Source organism: Streptomyces sp. NPDC036764 (genome assembly GCF_055609385.1).
Genome location: NZ_JBVJPT010000015.1, coordinates 170183 through 188245, shown reverse-complemented (window position 1 = coordinate 188245; position 18063 = coordinate 170183). Strand labels below are relative to the sequence as shown.

Below are 18063 nucleotides of genomic sequence, written 5' to 3'. Positions count from 1 at the left end.
GAAGAAGTCACGGGCCGGATCTCTGACCTGCGGCCGTGCATTTGGTCAACGCTGCGACCTGCGACTTAGCCGTCGGTGGTTGTCAGCGTTGGTCGTCGTTGAGCACCCCCGCACGGCCCAGAGACGGCCCGAGCGGGGGTGCACTCGGCCGTCCACGATCGGCACATCCCCCAGACTGGTTTTGCCGCCGGCTTCAAGGGCACACGGCCAGTGACACTCCGCGGAGGTGCTGAGACGAGTGCCGGAGAACGGGCCAAGGCGAAGGCCGAACAGGTGGTCGGAAAGACTGTGCGGAAGGCGGCCCACGCTGTGCACAAAGGAACCCTCGAAGCAAAAGGCGCCGCTCTCGAAGCACGGGGCATGATGCGCGGCGCGAAAGAACGGTCCAAAGGCTCCCTCAAGCACTGACAGGTCGCTGCTGTACCGCACGGAGGGCCTGACCACGGTGGTCAGGCCCTCGGCGTGTGTCCGGTCCGATTGCCTACAAGCGTGGTGGGCGTTCCCTCGCCCCGGTCGGCTGGGCGGAGGGTCATGGCGACAGCGCGGCCGGCGTGCTGGCATACGGTGGATCGCTACCTCTGATGTCGCCGCGCACCGCTTTAGGAGCGAGGTTGGGCGGTCATCCGCGTGACCTGGGATGTTGCGGCCTTGCTGATCGCCGGCTGCCCTGCCTGGTGGGACCCGTGGTTCACCGTGAGTCCCCGCCCGTCATGGCACGCATGTGGCATGCGGCGCCCCGCGCAAGACGTGCTCCGAAGTCGGTGGAGTCTCAATGGCCCTGGCAAGCCCGCCGACGATCTTGAAAACCGTCGTGGCGCGAGTCACCGTGGGTTCAAATCCCACACCCACCGCAGGTGAACGGCCCCTGACCAGGTGAGCTGGTCGGGGGCCGTTGTGCTGCCCGATGTCCGCGAGTCCACTATTCCCCGCAGGTCCCCGCCTGATCGGGCACGGATGGGGCACGGACATCGTCTGATCCGTAGCTCTGTAGAGATCGGTCACTGGCGGCCATACAGGCTGCCGGGGGTGTCATGAGGGTCGCTGCCGGTTGCTGGGGTTGCTGTACTTCGCTGCTGTATTGCAGTCGGTCGAAAGGCGCTCGCTCGGTTGATTGGAGGTGAGGTACAACGAGCGTCATGAGTTGGGTTACCAATGTGATGATCTCGGCCGATCGCGCCGATCAAGTAAACGTCGAAGCCCTGAGCGACTGGCTGAGTGAGGAGGCCCCGTACCGCCAGCAGCCGGACGCTTTCGGTGTTGGCCACTTGAACCTGATCACAGACCAGGATCCCGGGTGGGGTGGCTGGAAGTGGCCCGAATGCAGGGTGTGGGCGGGCGCTCTCAACCACTGCGATCTGGATGCTCTCAGGCAACGGGTCGCCGAGGTGCCGTGGCGGGAGCCCAACGTCGTGCAACTCTTCGTCATGGATCAGGAGGAGTCGTTCTTCCGTCTATGGATGATCCGGGGCGGCGAACTGAGGCAGTTCGCGCCATTGGAGCCGTCTGAAGAGGATGCGGGCTTCTACCTGGCCTAACACGAGTCCGCCGGAGCCCCAACTACTGAGGGCGGATCCGGCCTGTTGTGGGCGGCATGAGGTCGGCGGAGTCTTAATGGTCGAGTCAAGGGCCTCTGATGGGCCGCTGGTGCTGTCAGGCGTCGGTGTCGGCGGCCTCTTCGAGCAGGTCCATGGCGCGGTTGTGGAAGCGGCGCTCGGCGTCCCGGCATGGGGCGGTGAAGAAGGCTCGTTGGGCTTCGGCAAGATCGCAGTTCAGCAGGCCCATGGTCACGAATACGGCTTCCACTCCGTGGCACCCGTTGTCCTTGAGGAACTGTTGGAGTGCGTCCGTGTCGCCGGTGGCCTCCCAGACGGGCCGGGCGGTTTCCTGCATGGCAGCGATGCGTGCTGTTCGTTCTGCGTCGAAGCCCACTGGACCCACCTTCCTGGTTTGGCCGCAGGCTATAGCCAGGTAGGCGGGGTGCGCGGCCTGTTCAAGCGGCTTGAGCGACGGGTGGATGGAGAGTGAAGAGTCTGCCGTCACGCAAGAGCGCCCATAGGACGTCGACACGTCGGCGGGCGAGGGCGATGACGGCTTGGACGTGCTTGCAGCCCTCGGCTCGCTTCTTCACGTAGTAGTCGCGGTTGGGGCCTTCGCGGATGATGCTGGTCTGGGCGGAGAGGTAGAAGACGCGGCGGAGGCGTCGGCTGTAGCGCTTGGGGCGGTGGAGGTCGCCGGTGTGGCGTCCGGAGTCGCGTGGAACGGGCCCGAGGAACACCCGCCGTCAGCTCCGTAAATAGCGATCAAGGCGCAGATCTCAATCAGCGGCCAGGGCGTCCCAAAGAGCGGGGCGGCCACTCCACCGGAGCCACCGGGGGCAAGCGACTTTAGAGCCACACCCCACTCTTCCGGACCGCCAACCAACTTACGGAGCGACTTTGTGCAGGCTCCTCGTCTCGAACCTCGCAAGGTCAAGCCTTGGCCCGCCGAGCGAGTGATGGGAGTGCGTGCGGCTCTGCCGGAGAGCTACCAAGCTCTGGTGAACGTCGTCGCCGGATGCGGCCTGCGACAGGGGGAAGTCTTCGGCCTGACCGTGGAGGACGTGGACTTCCTCGGTGGGGTGATGCACGTAGTCCGGCAGGTCAAGCTGCTGCAACGTCATCGGGCGGTGTTCGCTCCACCCAAGGGTGGCAAGGAGCGTGACGAGCCTCTGCCTGAGTCGGTGGCCTTTGCGCTGGCTGCGCATCTGAAGCGTCACCCGGCAGTGAAGGTCACCTTGCCGTGGAAGACGCTCGACGGTCCTCCGGTGACGGCATCGCTGATCTTCACCGGCTCCATGGGCCTGGCCCTTGATCGGAACCGCTTCAACGATCGAGTGTGGCGGCCGGCGCTTCGGGCAGCGGGCGTGGAGACCGGGCGGGACAACGGCATGCACGCGCTGAGGCACTTCTACGCCTCGGTGCTCCTGGACGCGGGGGAGAGCATCAAGGCTCTCAGCGAGTACCTGGGACACCACGATCCCGGCTTCACGCTGCGCACGTACACGCACCTGATGCCGTCCAGCGGGACCCGAACCCGGGCCGCTGGCGACCGCGTCTTTCAGGACGTTGACCCTGCGGAAGATGGCCCGGGGACGGCCCAGGGACAGTCTTAGGTCTCTGACCTTCGGTTATCTCAGTAGCCGAAGTCCTGCGTCCACCAAGGGCCGCCGGCGCCGATGTGCACGCCGACTCCGAGCGTCTTGAAGTCGCAGTTCAGGATGTTGGCCTTGTGGCCGGGGCTGTTCATCCAGGCTTCCATCACGGCGGCCGCGTCGGACTGGCCGCGGGCAATGTTCTCGCCGCCGAGGTCGGTTATGCCGGCCTTCGCGGCCCGGTCCCACGGGGAGGCCCCGGTGGGGTCGGTGTGGTCGAAGAAGCCCCGGTCGGCCATGTCCTCGCTGAACCTCTGGGCGAGATCGGCGAGCGAGCTGTTGGCGGCGACCGCGCTGCAGCCCACCCGCGCGCGCTCCTCGTTCACGAGCCGGAGCACCTCGGCCGCGGCGGCGGCCTCGGCGGACACCGTCACGGGAGCGCTGGTCCGCTCGTCGGACTTCGGCGGCTTCTCCGCCTGCTTCTCGGGCGCCTTCGTGGCCTTGCGCGAAGGCGTCTGCTTCGGCTTCTCGCTGGGCGTGGCCGACGGCTTCTTCGACGGGGTCTTCGTCGGCGCGGCCGACGAGGTCGACGGAGCCGGCGAGGAGGGCCGCTCGACGTCACGGCTCGTCGCGTCGCCGCTGTCGTCCCGGTCGGCGTTGCCGGACGTGCCGCCCTGCTCGGCGGGGGAGTTGGTCGGGGAGTCGGCCGCCTGCACCCGGTCCGTGCCGTTGCCGCCGCCGAGCTGGTAGTTGTCGATGCCGGGCACCACGCCCGCGGCCACCGCGACCGTGCCGATGGCCACCGCCGCGGAGACGCCGAGCAGCCCGGTCTTCACCGGAGCCGCGGCCTTCTTCTTGCGGCGTCGGTGCGAGGCCCCTGGCCGCCTGGTGCCGGAGTCGGGCGTGAAGCCCTCGCTCCGGAAGGCGGCGTCCGCGTCGGAGTCGCCCGGGAACGTCGTGGCGGCGGTGAACCGGTCGTAGTCCTCGTCGGTGGCGAAGAGGTACGCGTCGCTCCTCGCGTAGGCCTCGGCGTACGCCTCCGGGTTCAGATAGGGCGCGATGCCTCTGGCCGGGCGGTCGCTGGTGTACGAGTCCAGCGGGTCGTGGCCCTGCGTGTAAGAGCCGTCCGTATTAGTGACCCCCGTGGCGCGGCCCGTGGCGGCGCGGCCGGCGGCGGAGCGTCGGTGGCGTCCCATGTCCTGGCCTTCCTCGTCCCTGCGGTCTCAACGTCCTCACGGAACTCACACGATCGAGTGAGTTTCATATGAGATTCATTGGGTGGGGACGGTACCCCATGGCGCCAGAGGAAGGAGTGCCCCGAGAGACATTGGCCCGTTAGGTTGCACTCATGAGCGAGGATGTGCGGTTGGTCGCCTGGGTGCGTGGACGCGTCCAAGGTGTGGGTTTTCGCTGGTTCACGCGGGCGAAGGCCCTTGAGATCGGCGGCCTGAGTGGTTTTGCTCTCAATTTGGACGACGGCCGGGTCCAAGTCGTCGCGGAGGGCTCCCGGGGCGGCTGCGAGGGGCTGCTCGACTGGCTCCAGGGCAACGACACGCCCGGGAGGGTGGACGGAGTCACCGAGATCTGGGACACACCTCGCGGGGGTTACGACGGCTTCGCCATCCGTTGAGCCGTTTCTGTAAAGCGACCCAGGCGCAAGCGGACGGACCTGCCACCGGCAACTGCCCCGTGCAGAAATGAGCAGGTGGTTGCCAAGAACGGCGCGCGGTGGCAGGCTCCGCACTTAAGGATGATCGCCACGCCCCTAGGGGCCCGCAGGAGTCGCCGCGTCGCCGCTTGCGGCCGCGTGCCCCCGGGCTTTCCCGCCAATACGGGGCGTGATCGTGTTGACCGTCAAACTTTTTGGTGAGACGCTGAAAGCCCCGCGCACCCTAGCTGTTTGGCGTGGCTGAACGGCAGCACAACTCCAGGCCTGCCAAGCAACGCGGGTGCGAATCCCTCACGACCCACACCGCATCGGTCGGTCACTCAGTGTGGAGGACCATCCATCATGGCAAAGGCGCTTCTCGGTTACGTCGGCGGCTCCGACCCTCGACTCCTCGCCGAGATGCGACGGCTCCAGCAGCGTGTCCAGGACCTCGAATCCGAGCTCGGACGGATCCAGGCCGAGAACGACGCGCTGACGGCTGCCGCTTCTCACGACAGGATCATGGAGAGCATCGACGCACACCAGGCGGAGCCTGCGCTCACCTGATCACTGCATCGCTCCACAACAGCACAAGCAGTGGTCGGGCGGCACATATCCAACCGCTAAGTAGTTGTCGGACGACCGGTTCGCCGGCCGTCAGAAGTTGCAAGGGACGCTTCGGCGTCCCTTCTTTCTTGCCCCCGGCTTAATGCCCCGCGCATCCTTTCACCCTCTTTAACGTCTGGTGTGCCCTGCACGTTCACCGGTGAAACCGTGCGTTCATGGAGCGAGACTTCCCCGGAAGGTAGAGTCCACCGGCGTGCACCTCAAGGCCCTGACCCTCCGAGGGTTCAAGTCGTTCGCATCGGCGACCACGCTCCGGTTCGAGCCGGGCATCACGTGTGTCGTCGGTCCGAACGGCTCGGGCAAGTCCAACGTCGTGGACGCGCTTAGCTGGGTCATGGGCGAGCAGGGTGCCAAGTCGCTGCGCGGCGGCAAGATGGAGGACGTCATCTTCGCCGGCACCACCGGCCGCCCGCCGCTGGGCCGCGCCGAGGTGTCGCTGACCATCGACAACTCCGACGGGGCACTGCCCATCGAGTACTCCGAGGTCACCATCACGCGGATCATGTTCCGCAACGGCGGCAGCGAGTACCAGATCAACGGTGACACCTGTCGCCTCCTCGACATCCAGGAACTGCTCTCCGACTCCGGCATCGGCCGCGAGATGCACGTCATCGTCGGCCAGGGCCAGCTCGACTCCGTACTGCATGCGGACCCCATGGGCCGCCGCGCCTTCATCGAAGAGGCGGCCGGCGTCCTCAAGCACCGCAAGCGCAAGGAGAAGGCACTGCGCAAGCTGGACGCGATGCAGGCCAACCTCGCACGCGTGCAGGACCTCACCGACGAACTGCGCCGTCAGCTCAAGCCACTGGGCCGGCAGGCGGCGGTCGCGCGCAGGGCCGCCGTCATCCAGGCGGATCTGCGCGACGCCCGGCTCCGCCTCCTCGCCGACGATCTCGTACGACTGCGGGAGGCGCTCCAGGCCGAGGTCGCCGACGAGGCCGCGCTGAAGGAGCGCAAGGAGGCCGCCGAGCAGGAGCTGAAGAAGGCGCTCCAGCGCGAGGCCACCCTGGAGGGCGAGGTCCGCCGGCTCACCCCGCGCCTCCAGCGGGCCCAGCAGACCTGGTACGAGCTGTCCCAGCTCGCCGAGCGGGTGCGCGGCACGATCTCGCTGGCCGACGCGCGCGTGAAGAGCGCGACGTCCGCGCCGCCGGAGGAGCGGCGGGGCCGCGACCCCGAGGACATGGAGCGCGAGGCCGCCCGCATCCGCGAGCAGGAGGCCGAGCTGGAGGCCGCCCTCGAAGCGGCCGAGCGGGCCCTGGAGGACACGGTCGCCCACCGCGCCGAACTGGAGCGTGAGCTCGGCCTCGAAGAACGCCGGCTCAAGGACGTCGCCCGCGCCATCGCCGACCGCCGCGAGGGCCTCGCCCGGCTGAACGGCCAGGTCAACGCGGCCCGTTCGCGTGCCGCCGCCGCCCAGTCCGAGATCGACCGCCTTGCCGCCGCCCGGGACGAGGCCCAGGAGCGGGCCGTCGCCGCCCAGGAGGAGTACGAGGAGCTCAAGGCCGAGGTCGACGGCCTGGACGCCGGCGACGCGGAACTCGCCGAGCGGCACGACACGGCGAAGGCGCAGCTCGCGGAGGCGGAGGCCGCTCTGACGGCGGCCCGCGAGGCGTCCACCGCGGCGGAACGCAGGCGTGCCGCGACGCAGGCCCGGCACGAGGCGCTGGCCATGGGACTGCGCCGCAAGGACGGCACCGGGATACTCCTGGGCGCCCGCGACCGCCTGACCGGCCTGCTCGGCCCGGCGGCGGAGATGCTGACGGTGACCCCCGGCCACGAGGTCGCCCTGGCCGCGGCCTTCGGCGTTGCGGCGGACGCCATCGCGGTGACCTCGCCGTCGGCCGCGGCGGAGGCCATCAAGCTGCTCCGCAAGCAGGACGGCGGACGGGCGGCACTGCTGCTGTCGGGAACGCCGGAAGAGCCCGCGCCCCAAAGGGGCGCGGGGAACTGCGCGCCCAGCCACAACCAACCCGCGGACGCCGGACGACAGGACGTGGCACCTCCGGTCGCGGCACAACCCGCGGAGCGCTTCGCGGCCGATCTCGTCCGCGCCCCAGCCGACCTCATGCCCGCCATCCGCCGCCTCCTGCAGGGCATCGTCGTCGTGGGCACCCTCGAAGAGGCCGAAGACCTCGTCTACGCCCACCCCGATCTCACCGCCGTAACCGCCGAAGGCGACCTCCTCGGCGCCCACTTCGCCCACGGCGGTTCCGCCGGCGCCCCCAGCCTTCTCGAAGTACAGGCCTCCGTGGACGAGGCCGCCGCCGAACTGGAAGAACTGGCCGTCCGCTGCGAGGAACTCACCGAGGCGCAGCACGCCGCCACTGAGCGGCGCAAGGAGTGCGCCGCGCTCGTCGAGGAGTTGGGGGAGCGGCGCAGGGCGGCCGACCGGGAGAAGTCGTCCGTCGCGCAGCAGCTCGGCCGGCTCGCCGGGCAGGCGCGCGGTGCCGCGGGCGAGGCCGAGCGGTCCGTCGCCGCCGCCGCGCGGGCGCAGGAAGCCCTCGACAAGGCGCTGACGGAGGTCGAGGAGCTGGCCGAGCGGCTCGCCGTGGCCGAGGAGATGCCGGTCGATGAGGAGCCCGACACCTCGGTACGCGACCGGCTCGCCGCCGACGGCGCCAACGCCCGGCAGACCGAGATGGAGGCCCGCCTCCAGGCCCGTACGCATGAGGAGCGGGTCAAGGGGCTGGCCGGACGGGCCGACTCCCTGGACCGGGCCGCCCGCGCCGAACGCGAGGCACGCGCGCGTGCCGAGCAGCGGCGGGCACGGCTGCGCCACGAGGCCGCAGTCGCGGAAGCCGTCGCCTCCGGCGCGCGGCAGTTGCTGGCGCACGTCGAGGTGTCCCTCGCCCGCGCCGAGGAGGAGCGCGGCGCGGCCGAGGCCGCCAAGGCCCTGCGGGAACAGGAGCTGACCGCCGCACGGAACGCCGGCCGCGACCTCAAGGGCGAACTCGACAAGCTGACCGACTCCGTCCACCGCGGCGAGGTCCTCGGCGCCGAGAAGCGCATGCGGATCGAGCAGCTCGAGACCAAGGCGCTGGAGGAGCTGGGCGTGGAACCCGCCGGGCTCGTCTCCGAGTACGGCCCCCACCAGCTCGTACCGCCCTCCTTGGCCGCCGAGGGCGAGCAGCTCCCCGAGGACCCCGAGCACCCCCGCAACCAGCCCAAGCCGTTCGCGCGGGCCGAGCAGGAGAAGCGGCTCAAGGCGGCGGAACGCGCCTACCAGCAGCTCGGCAAGGTCAACCCGCTCGCCCTGGAGGAGTTCGCGGCGCTGGAGGAACGGCACAAGTTCCTCAGCGAGCAGCTCGAGGACCTGAAGAAGACCCGCGCCGATCTGCTCCAGGTCGTCAAGGAGGTCGACGAACGCGTCGAGCAGGTCTTCACCGAGGCGTACTGGGACACGGCCCGGGAGTTCGAGGGCGTCTTCAGCCGGCTGTTCCCGGGCGGCGAGGGGCGGTTGATCCTGACCGACCCCGACAACATGCTCACCACGGGTGTCGATGTGGAGGCGCGCCCGCCCGGCAAGAAGGTCAAGCGGCTGTCGCTGCTCTCGGGTGGTGAGCGTTCACTCACCGCCGTTGCGATGCTCGTGTCGATCTTCAAGGCCCGGCCGAGCCCGTTCTACGTCATGGACGAGGTCGAGGCCGCCCTCGACGACACCAACCTCCAGCGGCTGATCCGCATCATGCAGGAGCTCCAGGAAGCCTCGCAGCTCATCGTGATCACGCACCAGAAGCGCACGATGGAGGTCGCCGACGCGCTGTACGGCGTCTCCATGCAGGGCGACGGCGTCTCGAAGGTCATCAGCCAGAAGCTTCGCTGAAGCCGGGCAGCCGGGTAGCCGGGTAGCCGGGTAGCCGGGCCGGCGGGCTGCCGGGCCGCCGGGCTGCCGGGCTCGACAGGTCACCGAACCGCTCAGCCGGAACCTTCACTCCTTCACCTTCGCTTCAAGAAGTGAACACACGTCACCCGGATGCGTCTCCAAAGTCACAGCAGTCTCCCTATTGACTTCGGAACTTGAAGGCATAAGGTCTCCAACGTTGCTTTTAACTTCAGGTATCACTGCCTGAAACGGCTGACCCCCACCCGGCAGCGTTGCCGGTGCCCGAGGAGTACACGTGACCAGCACAGCGCAGGCACCCACATCCGGAGCCAGGACGGCTCACCCCGAGCATCTCGGGCACGTCGTCTTCATCACCGCGGCGGCCGCCATGGGCGGCTTCCTGTTCGGTTACGACAGCTCCGTCATCAACGGAGCCAACGGCGGCATCCAGGACCGGTTCGACCTCAGCTCGGGCGTCACCGGTACCGTCGCCGCCAGCGCCCTGCTCGGCAGCGCCCTCGGCGCCGCGATCGCCGGCCGCATAGCCGACCGCATCGGCCGGATCCGCGTCATGCAGATCGCTGCGGTGCTGTTCGCTGTGAGTGCCGTCGGTTCCGGTCTGCCGTTCGCCGCGTGGGACCTCGCCGCCTGGCGTGTCCTCGGCGGTATCGCCATCGGCATGGCCTCGGTCATCGGCCCGGCCTACATCGCCGAGGTCGCCCCGCCCGCCTACCGGGGCAGGCTCGCCTCGTTCCAGCAGGCCGCCATCGTCATCGGCATCGCCATCTCCCAGTTGGTCAACTGGGCCCTGCTGAACATGGCCGACGGCGAGGAGCGCGGAACCATCGCGGGCATCGAGGCCTGGCAGTGGATGCTCGGCGTGATGCTCGTGCCCGCCGTGATCTACGGGCTGTTGTCCTTCGCCATCCCCGAGTCCCCGCGCTACCTGATCAGCGTCGGCCGTATCGCCGACGCGAAGAAGGTGCTCGCCGACGTCGAGGGCGGCGTGGACCTGGACGGCCGGGTCAGCGAGATCGAGCAGGCCATGAAGAGCGACCACAAGTCCACGTTCAAGGACCTGCTGGGCGGCCGGTTCGGACTGCTGCCGATCGTGTGGATCGGTATCGGCCTCTCCGTCTTCCAGCAGCTCGTCGGCATCAACGTCATCTTCTACTACTCGAACCTGCTGTGGCAGTCCGTGGGCGTCGACCCGTCGAGCTCGTTCTTCTACTCGTTCGAGACCTCGATCATCAACATCATCGGCACCGTGATCGCGATGATCTTCGTCGACCGGCTCGGCCGCAAGCCGCTCGCGCTCATCGGCTCCGTCGGCATGGGCATCTCGCTCGCGGCGGCCGCCTGGGCCTTCTCCTTCCAGCACGGCAGCGACCCGCTGCCGACCGCGCAGGGCTACGTGGCGCTGATCGCCGCCAACGCCTTCGTCCTCTTCTTCGCCCTGTCCTGGGGCGTGGTCGTCTGGGTCATGCTCGGCGAGGTCTTCCCGAACAAGATCCGCGCCGCCGCCCTTGGTGTGGCCGCCTCGGCCCAGTGGGTCGCCAACTGGCTGATCACGATCACCTTCCCGGACCTGGCGGACTGGAACCTGTCGCTCACCTACGTCATGTACGCGGTGTTCGCCTTCCTCTCCATCCCGTTCATCCTCAAGTTCGTGCCCGAGACCAAGGGCAAGAAGCTGGAGGAGATGGGCTGAACCGCCCACCCGGACCCGGGGGGAAGGGCCAAGTCCCCGCTGCCCCTCCCCCCGTAACCCGCCGCCGCCCCGGCTCGGCCACTGCCCGAGCCGGGGCGGCGGTGTCGTGTACGGCGGGTCAGGCGTCCAGCGCGGGCAGCACCCGCTCGCAGAACAGCCGCAGACTCCGCCACCCCTCCTCCACGGGCATCCCGCCCGACAGGGGGTGCAGCACGTAGTTGTCGAACCCCAGCGCCACACACTCCTCGGGCGTCACGATCCGGTACACGCCCTCGGCGCGCAGCTCCGCCACCGTCGTGGCCCCCGACTTCACCGCCGAGCGGATCTCACCGGACTGCCAGGAGGCGTAGGTGCGGGCCTCGTGCAGGAAGTGCCGGCCGTGCTCGGCCCAGGTCCGGTCGGGGTCCTCGGCGATGTGCAGCAGAGGCGTCTCGGCGGCCGGCATCATCGTCCACCCCTCGGTGCCGTACTCCACCAGCCGCTCCTTGTAGTACGCCTCCAGCTCCGGCAGGTGCGCGCTGGGGAAGAACGGCAGACCGAGGCGGGCGGCCCGGCGGGCGGCGGCCTTCGAGGAGCCGCCGACCAGGAGCAGCGGGTGCGGGTCGGTGAACGGGCGCGGGGTGATCCGTACCGTACGGCCGCGGTACTCGAAGGGCTCGCCGGTCCACGCCTTCAGCAGCGTCTGAAGCAGCTCGTCCTGGAGCCTGCCGCGCCGCTTCCACTCGACGTCGAACAGGGCGTACTCCTCGGGCCGGTACCCGATCCCGGCGACCGTGACCAGCCGCCCGCCGCTCAGCAGGTCCAGGACCGCGATCTCCTCGGCGAGCCGCAGTGGGTCGTGCAGCGGGCCGATGATCGCCGAGACGGTGACCGCGAGGCGCCGCGTCGCGCCGAAGACGGCCGCCGCGAAGCCGAACGGCGACGGCAGCCAGTTGTTCTCTGCGCCGTGATGCTCCTCCGTCTGCACCGTGGTGATGCCGTGCTCGTCGGCGTACGCGGCCATCTCCAGGGCCGCCCGGTAGCGGGCGGCGAGTGAGGCGGGGGTCGCGTCGGGCTCGACGAGGTTGAAGCGTACGACCGTGACGGGCATGGGGGTCCCCCTTCACCGGGCGGGTATGAAGGCGGACGTTAGCTGACGGTGTGTCAGACATCCAGAGGGGTGTCGCCGGGTTCCATGGCTGATACTGGACGGGTTATGGACATCGTCATCCTTGCTGTAGTCATCGCCGTGGTCGTGCTCGGCGCGCTCGGCGGGCTCATCGTCGGCAGCCGACGCAAGAAGCTGCCCCCGCCGCCGCCCGCCGCCCCCGACATCACCGCCCCTCCGGCCGAGCCGCACGTCGGCGACGAGGCCGAGACACCGCGCGACGAACCGCGCCGGACCATAGAGGAGGTGGATCTTCCCGACGGATCGACCGGGGTCGCCGTCGAGGAACCGCCCGTCGTCGAAGAGCTCCCGCCGACCGAGATCGAGGTCCCGGAGCCCACCGCCGGCCGCCTGATCCGGCTGCGCGCCCGGCTCTCCCGCTCGCAGACCGCCCTCGGCAAGGGGCTGCTCACGCTCCTGTCGCGCGAGCACCTCGACGAGGACACCTGGGAGGAGATCGAGGACACCCTGCTCACCGCCGACGTCGGCGTGGCCCCCACCCAGGAACTGGTCGAGGGCCTGCGCGAGCGCGTGAAGGTCCTCGGCACCCGCACCCCCGAGGAGCTGCGCGGCCTGCTGCGCGAGGAACTCCTCAAGCTGGTCGGCACCGACATGGACCGCGTGGTCAAGACCGAGCCCGAGGCCAGCAAGCCCGGCATCGTGATGGTCGTCGGCGTCAACGGCACCGGCAAGACCACCACCACCGGCAAGCTCGCCCGCGTCCTCGTGGCCGACGGCCGCAGCGTGGTCCTGGGCGCCGCCGACACCTTCCGTGCCGCCGCCGCCGACCAGCTCCAGACCTGGGGCGAGCGCGTCGGCGCCTACACCGTGCGCGGTCCGGAGGGCGGCGACCCCGCCTCCGTCGCCTTCGACGCGGTGAAGGAGGGCAAGGAGATGGGCTCCGACGTCGTCCTCATCGACACCGCCGGGCGCCTGCACACCAAGACCGGGCTCATGGACGAGCTCGGCAAGGTCAAGCGCGTCGTCGAGAAGCACGCGCCGCTGGACGAGGTGCTGCTCGTGCTGGACGCCACCACCGGGCAGAACGGCCTGGTGCAGGCCCGTGTCTTCGCCGAGGTCGTCGACATCACCGGCATCGTGCTGACCAAGCTGGACGGCACCGCCAAGGGCGGCATCGTCGTCGCGGTGCAGCGTGAGCTGGGTGTGCCCGTGAAGCTGATCGGGCTGGGGGAGGGCGCCGACGATCTGGCTCCGTTCGAGCCGGAGGCGTTCGTTGACGCCCTTATCGGAGAGTGACACCAGCCACCGACTTCGGTATGTGGTGCAAGAAGCGCCCGCCTCCCAAGGTGCAGTTGGGAGACGGGCGCTTTGCTGTGTACGCCTAGGCCCGTGACCTGTGTGCCACGTACGCCAGCGTGCCCAGCAGCAGCCGGGCCGCCGGCGGTTTCGTCGCGGTGTCCAGCGCCGGCGGCCGCAGCCAGCGCACCGGACCCAGTCCGCCCCGGTCGGACGGCGGGGCCGTGATGTGCTCACCGGGGCCGAGGCCGCGCAGATCCAGGTGGGTCGGGTCGTCCCAGCCCATGCGGTAGAGGATCTCGGGGAGCTCGGCGGCGGCGCCGGGGGCGACGAAGAAGTGGGCGCGGCCGTCGGGGGTGGCGGTGACCGGGCCGAGGGGCAGGCCCATCCGTTCGAGCCGGGTCAGCGCGCGGCGTCCGGCGGGCTCGGCCACCTCGATGACGTCGAACGCCCGCCCGACCGGCAGCATCACCGCGGCGCCCGGGAACTCCGACCACGCCTTGGTGACCTCGTCGAGCGTGGCCCCGGCCGGGACCTGGGGCGCGAAGTCCAGGGGGTGTGCGCCGGGCGCGTCGCAGTCGGAACGGCCGCACGAGCAGGCGCCCGCGGCGGCGCGCGCGCCGGGCGCCGCGTCCCAGCCCCACAGGCCGGTGAACTCGGCGACGGCGGTGCACTCCGAGGCGCGGCCGCGTCGCCGCGAGCCGGATCGCATCTCTCGGATGCCGCCGATCGTGAAGCCCATGCCCCCTCCAACGGTCCAGCGCGCCGGTGGTTACGACGCGAATGCGGAACGTGACCCTGTGTGTTCCTCGGTGGCCGGATACCCGTTTCGCGCCGCTCGGTCCACGCGGCGCTTCGAAGTGCCCCGGGTTGCGGGCTGGGCGACACGCGCCCCTCAGTGCTTCGCTACGCCCACTTCCAGCCGTCCTATGTCAAGTGAATCGCGTGGAGGCGACCGTGAGTTCATTCGAAGGGGTGGCGAATGGTGGCGATTCTGGGATCGCCATGGCTGGACCAGTGATCGTAGGATTACCGTGTGTGCACGGAGCTTCGGGGCACATGCGCTCGTGGGTATGCCGGGGGCAAGGCGGCTTTCCGTTCGAAGGGTGAGAACCGCCGGACGGCCGACCGTATTTACCGGCATTCTGATAGGGCTTGGCGCACTCGGTGACAAGTGGTCCAAGGGATGGGGGCGTTCCAGTGAGCGGCAACAGCGAAGGCGGTACGAGTGCCGGTGGCGCATCGCATGCTGACAAGCGCCCGAACGAGCTCCTCACGTCCTGGTTCGTGCGCAGCGGCTGGTCGAAGGGCGAACTCGCCCGCCAAGTGAACCGCCGGGCCCGCCAGTTGGGCGCCAACCACATCTCCACCGACACCTCCCGCGTACGCCGCTGGCTGGACGGCGAGAACCCCCGCGAGCCGATCCCCAGGATCCTGTCCGAGCTGTTCTCCGAGCGGTTCGGCTGCGTCGTCTCCGTCGAGGACCTCGGCCTGCGCGCCGCCCGTCAGTCACCCTCCGTGTCCGGCGTCGACCTGCCCTGGACGGGCCCGCAGACGGTGGCCCTGCTCAGCGAGTTCTCGCGCAGCGACCTGATGCTGGCGCGGCGCGGCTTCCTCGGGAGCTCGCTGGCCCTGTCCGCGGGCCCGGCGCTCATCGAACCGATGCAGCGCTGGCTGGTCCCCGTGCCGCCCGCCCCGTACCACGAGCCCCGCACCGTCCCGTCCACACGCGCCCGTGGCCGGCTGTCCAAGCCCGAGCTGGACCTGCTGGAGTCCACCACCGTGATGTTCCGGCAATGGGACGCCCAGTGCGGCGGCGGCCTGCGCCGCAAGGCGGTCGTGGGCCAGCTTCACGAGGTGACCGACCTCCTGCAGGAGCCCCAGCCCGAGGCCACCACCCGCAAGCTGTTCAAGGTCGCCGCCGAGCTCGCCGAGCTGGCCGGCTGGATGTCGTACGACGTCGGACTCCAGCCCACCGCGCAGAAGTACTTCGTCCTCGCGCTGCACGCCGCCAAGGAGGCCGGTGACCGGCCGCTCGGCTCGTACGTGCTGTCCAGCATGAGCCGCCAGATGATCCACCTCGGCCGGCCCGACGACGCCCTTGAGCTGATCCACCTCGCGCAGTACGGCAGCCGGGACTGCGCGAGCCCGCGCACCCAGTCGATGCTGTATGCGATGGAGGCCCGCGCGTACGCCAACATGGGCCAGCCCGGCAAGTGCAAGCGGGCGGTCCGGATGGCCGAGGACACCTTCGCCGAGTCCGACGAGTGGGACGAGCCGGACCCGGACTGGATCCGCTTCTTCTCCGAGGCCGAGCTGTACGGCGAGAACTCCCACTCCTTCCGCGACCTCGCCTATGTCGCCGGCCGCAGCCCGACGTACGCCTCGCTGGCCGAGCCGCTGATGCAGCAGGCCGTGGAGCTGTTCGCGAAGGACGGCGAGCACCAGCGGTCCTACGCGCTGAACCTCATCGGTGTGGCCACGGTCCATCTGCTTCGGCGCGAACCCGAGCAGAGCGCGGTCTACGCCGAGCAGGCCATGGCGGTCGCCAAGAAGGTGCGCTCCGAACGCGTCAACACTCGTATTCGAAAGACGGTCGACACGGCCGTACGCGATTTCGGTGATCTCGCCGAGGTCGTGGACCTCACCGACAAGCTCGCCGTCGAGCTCCCGGAGACCGCCGAGGCGGTCTGAACCCGGGGGGCAACCCCTGGGAACCCCCAGAACCCCGGCCGCGGCCGGCCCTCCCGAACTGCCCGACTCGGCTCCCCCATGCCAGGTCATCGGAAGGCCGACCGCGGCCGGTTCTTTCCTTCAATGAAGGTTGCGCCACGATAACGATCAGGCGGCCGAACATCCGGCAGTTCATCGACGCGTAACACGCAAGGCGCCTTCGTCACGGCAGCGAAACAACGAGGGGCTTCCACCGAAACGGCGCTGCGCCAATCTCTTGGCGCATAACCGGCCCACCCCTCATACCGCTCAGGCTTCGCCCGCACGGGGCCGTACCAATGACGAGGAGACGCCGATGGCATCAGCCGCCATCACGCTTGCGGCGGACGCACCCACGCTGTCGTCCGCCAACACAGGCTTCATGCTCATCTGTTCCGCCCTGGTCCTGATCATGACCCCGGGCCTTGCCTTCTTCTACGGAGGCATGGTCCGCGTCAAGAGCACGCTGAACATGCTCATGATGAGCTTCATCAGCATAGGGATCGTCACCATCCTGTGGGTGCTGTACGGCTTCTCCATGGCCTTCGGTACGGACTCCGGCAGCCTCATCGGCTGGAACTCCGACTGGGTCGGCCTCAGCAACATCGGCCTGACGGAGCTATGGGACGGCTACACCATCCCGATCTTCGTCTTCATGATCTTCCAGATGATGTTCGCCATCATCACGCCCGCCCTGATCAGCGGTGCCCTGGCCGACCGTGTGAAGTTCACCGCCTGGGCGCTCTTCGTCGCCCTGTGGGCCACGGTCGTCTACTTCCCGGTCGCGCACTGGGTCTGGGGCTCCGGTGGCTGGGCCTTCGAGCTGGGTGTGATCGACTTCGCCGGTGGTACGGCGGTGCACATCAACGCGGGTGCCGCGGCGCTCGGCGTGATCCTCGTCATCGGCAAGCGCGTCGGCTTCAAGAAGGACCCGATGCGTCCGCACAGCCTCCCGCTGGTCATGCTCGGCGCAGGGCTCCTGTGGTTCGGCTGGTTCGGCTTCAACGCCGGTTCGTGGCTCGGCAACGACGACGGCGTCGGCGCGCTGATGTTCGTCAACACGCAGGTCGCCACCGCCGCCGCCATGCTGGCCTGGCTCATCTACGAGAAGATCCGGCACGGCGCGTTCACCACGCTGGGCGCCGCCTCCGGCGCGGTCGCCGGTCTGGTCGCCATCACCCCGTCCGGCGGTGCGGTCTCCCCGCTCGGCGCGATCGCGGTCGGTGCCATCGCCGGTCTGCTGTGCGCCATGGCCGTGGGCCTGAAGTACAAGCTCGGTTACGACGACTCGCTCGACGTCGTCGGCGTCCACCTGGTCGGCGGTGTCGTCGGCTCCCTGCTGATCGGCCTCTTCGCCAGCGGCAAGGGCCAGTCCACCGTCGAGGGCCTCTTCTACGGCGGCGGCCTGACCCAGTTCTGGAAGCAGTGCGCCGGTGTCTTCGCGGTCCTGGCCTACTCGCTGGTCGCCTCCGCGATCCTCGCCTTCATCCTCGACAAGACCATCGGGATGCGGGTCTCCGAGGACGACGAGGTCGCCGGCATCGACCAGGCCGAGCACGCCGAGACCGCATACGACTTCAGCGGCGCCGGCGGCGGTTCCGCCCGGACCGCCACCCCGGCCCCGGCCGCGGCAGCCACGAGCAAGAAGGTGGACGCATGAAGCTCATCACCGCCGTCGTCAAGCCCCACCGGCTCGACGAGATCAAGGAAGCCCTCCAGGCCTTCGGCGTGCACGGCCTGACGGTCACCGAGGCCAGCGGCTACGGTCGTCAGCGGGGCCACACCGAGGTCTACCGCGGTGCCGAGTACACCGTCGACCTGGTCCCGAAGATCCGCATCGAGGTCCTGGCCGAGGACGACGACGCCGAGCAGCTCATCGACGTCATCGTCAAGGCCGCCCGCACCGGCAAGATCGGTGACGGCAAGGTCTGGTCCCTGCCGGTCGACACGGCCGTACGGGTGCGGACCGGCGAGCGCGGGCCCGACGCGCTCTGAGGCAGGGCAACAG

13 protein-coding genes, 1 tRNA gene and 2 pseudogenes are annotated in these 18063 nt (G+C 69.4%); 11 read left to right on the top strand and 5 right to left on the bottom strand.

From position 1 onward, the window contains the following. Positions 1-760: 760 nt before the first annotated feature. Both ACZ69Q_RS37870 and ACZ69Q_RS37865 read left to right on the top strand, forming a co-directional pair. A tRNA-Ser gene (locus ACZ69Q_RS37870) sits at positions 761-851 on the top strand. A gap of 285 nt (positions 852-1136) precedes the next feature. Beyond that, positions 1137-1535, top strand: a complete 399-nt coding sequence (locus ACZ69Q_RS37865; RefSeq protein WP_471051291.1) for a squamosa promoter-binding protein 15 — start codon at positions 1137-1139, stop codon at positions 1533-1535. Positions 1536-1650: 115 nt separating this feature from the next. Here the strand turns inward: ACZ69Q_RS37865 and ACZ69Q_RS37860 are convergent, their stop codons facing one another. Both ACZ69Q_RS37860 and ACZ69Q_RS37855 read right to left on the bottom strand, forming a co-directional pair. Beyond that, positions 1651-1929 (bottom strand): hypothetical protein, encoded by a 279-nt coding sequence (locus tag ACZ69Q_RS37860; RefSeq protein ID WP_471051288.1) that lies wholly within the window; start codon positions 1927-1929, stop codon positions 1651-1653. Between the two features lie 61 nt (positions 1930-1990). After that, positions 1991-2269, bottom strand: a pseudogene (locus ACZ69Q_RS37855) (transposase); the annotation flags it as partial. Between the two features lie 144 nt (positions 2270-2413). Between ACZ69Q_RS37855 and ACZ69Q_RS37850 the strand changes: the two are divergent. After that, positions 2414-3151 (top strand): annotated as a pseudogene (locus ACZ69Q_RS37850) (tyrosine-type recombinase/integrase); the annotation flags it as partial. 20 nt (positions 3152-3171) lie between these two features. Here ACZ69Q_RS37850 and ACZ69Q_RS37845 read toward each other — a convergent pair. Then, positions 3172-4326 carry a CAP domain-containing protein gene (locus ACZ69Q_RS37845; protein WP_471051285.1) on the bottom strand — a complete coding sequence of 385 codons (1155 nt, stop codon included), beginning with the start codon at positions 4324-4326 and terminating at the stop codon, positions 3172-3174. Positions 4327-4478: 152 nt separating this feature from the next. Between ACZ69Q_RS37845 and ACZ69Q_RS37840 the strand changes: the two genes are divergently transcribed. From ACZ69Q_RS37840 to ACZ69Q_RS37825, 4 genes are all read left to right on the top strand, one after another. Further along, a complete protein-coding gene (locus ACZ69Q_RS37840; protein ID WP_393510093.1) occupies positions 4479-4760 on the top strand; it encodes an acylphosphatase in 282 nt (93 codons plus the stop codon). A 381-nt stretch (positions 4761-5141) separates the two neighbouring features. Next, positions 5142-5345, top strand: a complete 204-nt coding sequence (locus tag ACZ69Q_RS37835; RefSeq protein ID WP_030048901.1) for a hypothetical protein — start codon at positions 5142-5144, stop codon at positions 5343-5345. Positions 5346-5598: 253 nt separating this feature from the next. Next, positions 5599-9228 (top strand): chromosome segregation protein SMC, encoded by a 3630-nt coding sequence (smc, locus tag ACZ69Q_RS37830; protein WP_471051282.1) that lies wholly within the window; start codon positions 5599-5601, stop codon positions 9226-9228. 295 nt (positions 9229-9523) lie between these two features. Further along, the gene (locus tag ACZ69Q_RS37825) at positions 9524-10939 is read left to right on the top strand and encodes a sugar porter family MFS transporter (protein WP_471051279.1); all 1416 of its coding nucleotides are present in this window, start codon (positions 9524-9526) and stop codon (positions 10937-10939) included. Positions 10940-11057: 118 nt separating this feature from the next. Here the strand turns inward: ACZ69Q_RS37825 and ACZ69Q_RS37820 are convergent, their stop codons facing one another. Beyond that, positions 11058-12029, bottom strand: coding sequence for an LLM class flavin-dependent oxidoreductase (locus tag ACZ69Q_RS37820; protein ID WP_471051277.1), 972 nt, complete (start codon positions 12027-12029; stop codon positions 11058-11060). Positions 12030-12134: 105 nt separating this feature from the next. Here ACZ69Q_RS37820 and ftsY point away from each other — a divergent pair, with 105 nt between their 5' ends. Next, complete coding sequence (ftsY, locus tag ACZ69Q_RS37815) at positions 12135-13343, top strand: signal recognition particle-docking protein FtsY (protein ID WP_471051274.1); 1209 nt, start codon at positions 12135-12137, stop codon at positions 13341-13343. An 85-nt stretch (positions 13344-13428) separates the two neighbouring features. Here the strand turns inward: ftsY and ACZ69Q_RS37810 are convergent, their stop codons facing one another. Beyond that, positions 13429-14085: a bifunctional DNA primase/polymerase gene (locus ACZ69Q_RS37810; protein ID WP_471051271.1), complete on the bottom strand. Its 657-nt coding sequence runs from the start codon at positions 14083-14085 to the stop codon at positions 13429-13431. Positions 14086-14543: 458 nt separating this feature from the next. Here ACZ69Q_RS37810 and nsdA point away from each other — a divergent pair, with 458 nt between their 5' ends. The 3 genes from nsdA (at position 14544) to ACZ69Q_RS37795 (ending at position 18050) form a co-directional block, all read left to right on the top strand. After that, a complete protein-coding gene (nsdA, locus tag ACZ69Q_RS37805) occupies positions 14544-16037 on the top strand; it encodes a transcriptional repressor NsdA (RefSeq protein WP_471051269.1) in 1494 nt (497 codons plus the stop codon). 334 nt (positions 16038-16371) lie between these two features. Then, positions 16372-17715 carry an ammonium transporter gene (locus ACZ69Q_RS37800; protein ID WP_471051266.1) on the top strand — a complete coding sequence of 448 codons (1344 nt, stop codon included), beginning with the start codon at positions 16372-16374 and terminating at the stop codon, positions 17713-17715. Then, positions 17712-18050, top strand: a complete 339-nt coding sequence (locus tag ACZ69Q_RS37795) for a P-II family nitrogen regulator (protein WP_055725071.1) — start codon at positions 17712-17714, stop codon at positions 18048-18050. Before ACZ69Q_RS37800 ends, ACZ69Q_RS37795 begins: the two co-directional genes overlap by 4 nt. Positions 18051-18063 lie beyond the last annotated feature (13 nt).

What these genes read in the sequence shown, in the direction of transcription:
- ACZ69Q_RS37865 (WP_471051291.1), top strand. Translation starts at nt 1,137, where the DNA reads ATGAGTTGGGTTACCAATGTGATGATCTCGGCCGATCGCGCCGATCAA.
- ACZ69Q_RS37845 (WP_471051285.1), bottom strand. Translation starts at nt 4,326, where the DNA reads ATGGGACGCCACCGACGCTCCGCCGCCGGCCGCGCCGCCACGGGCCGC.
- ACZ69Q_RS37840 (WP_393510093.1), top strand. Translation starts at nt 4,479, where the DNA reads ATGAGCGAGGATGTGCGGTTGGTCGCCTGGGTGCGTGGACGCGTCCAA.
- ACZ69Q_RS37835 (WP_030048901.1), top strand. Translation starts at nt 5,142, where the DNA reads ATGGCAAAGGCGCTTCTCGGTTACGTCGGCGGCTCCGACCCTCGACTC.
- ACZ69Q_RS37820 (WP_471051277.1), bottom strand. Translation starts at nt 12,029, where the DNA reads ATGCCCGTCACGGTCGTACGCTTCAACCTCGTCGAGCCCGACGCGACC.
- ftsY (WP_471051274.1), top strand. Translation starts at nt 12,135, where the DNA reads ATGGACATCGTCATCCTTGCTGTAGTCATCGCCGTGGTCGTGCTCGGC.
- ACZ69Q_RS37810 (WP_471051271.1), bottom strand. Translation starts at nt 14,085, where the DNA reads ATGGGCTTCACGATCGGCGGCATCCGAGAGATGCGATCCGGCTCGCGG.
- ACZ69Q_RS37800 (WP_471051266.1), top strand. Translation starts at nt 16,372, where the DNA reads ATGGCATCAGCCGCCATCACGCTTGCGGCGGACGCACCCACGCTGTCG.
- ACZ69Q_RS37795 (WP_055725071.1), top strand. Translation starts at nt 17,712, where the DNA reads ATGAAGCTCATCACCGCCGTCGTCAAGCCCCACCGGCTCGACGAGATC.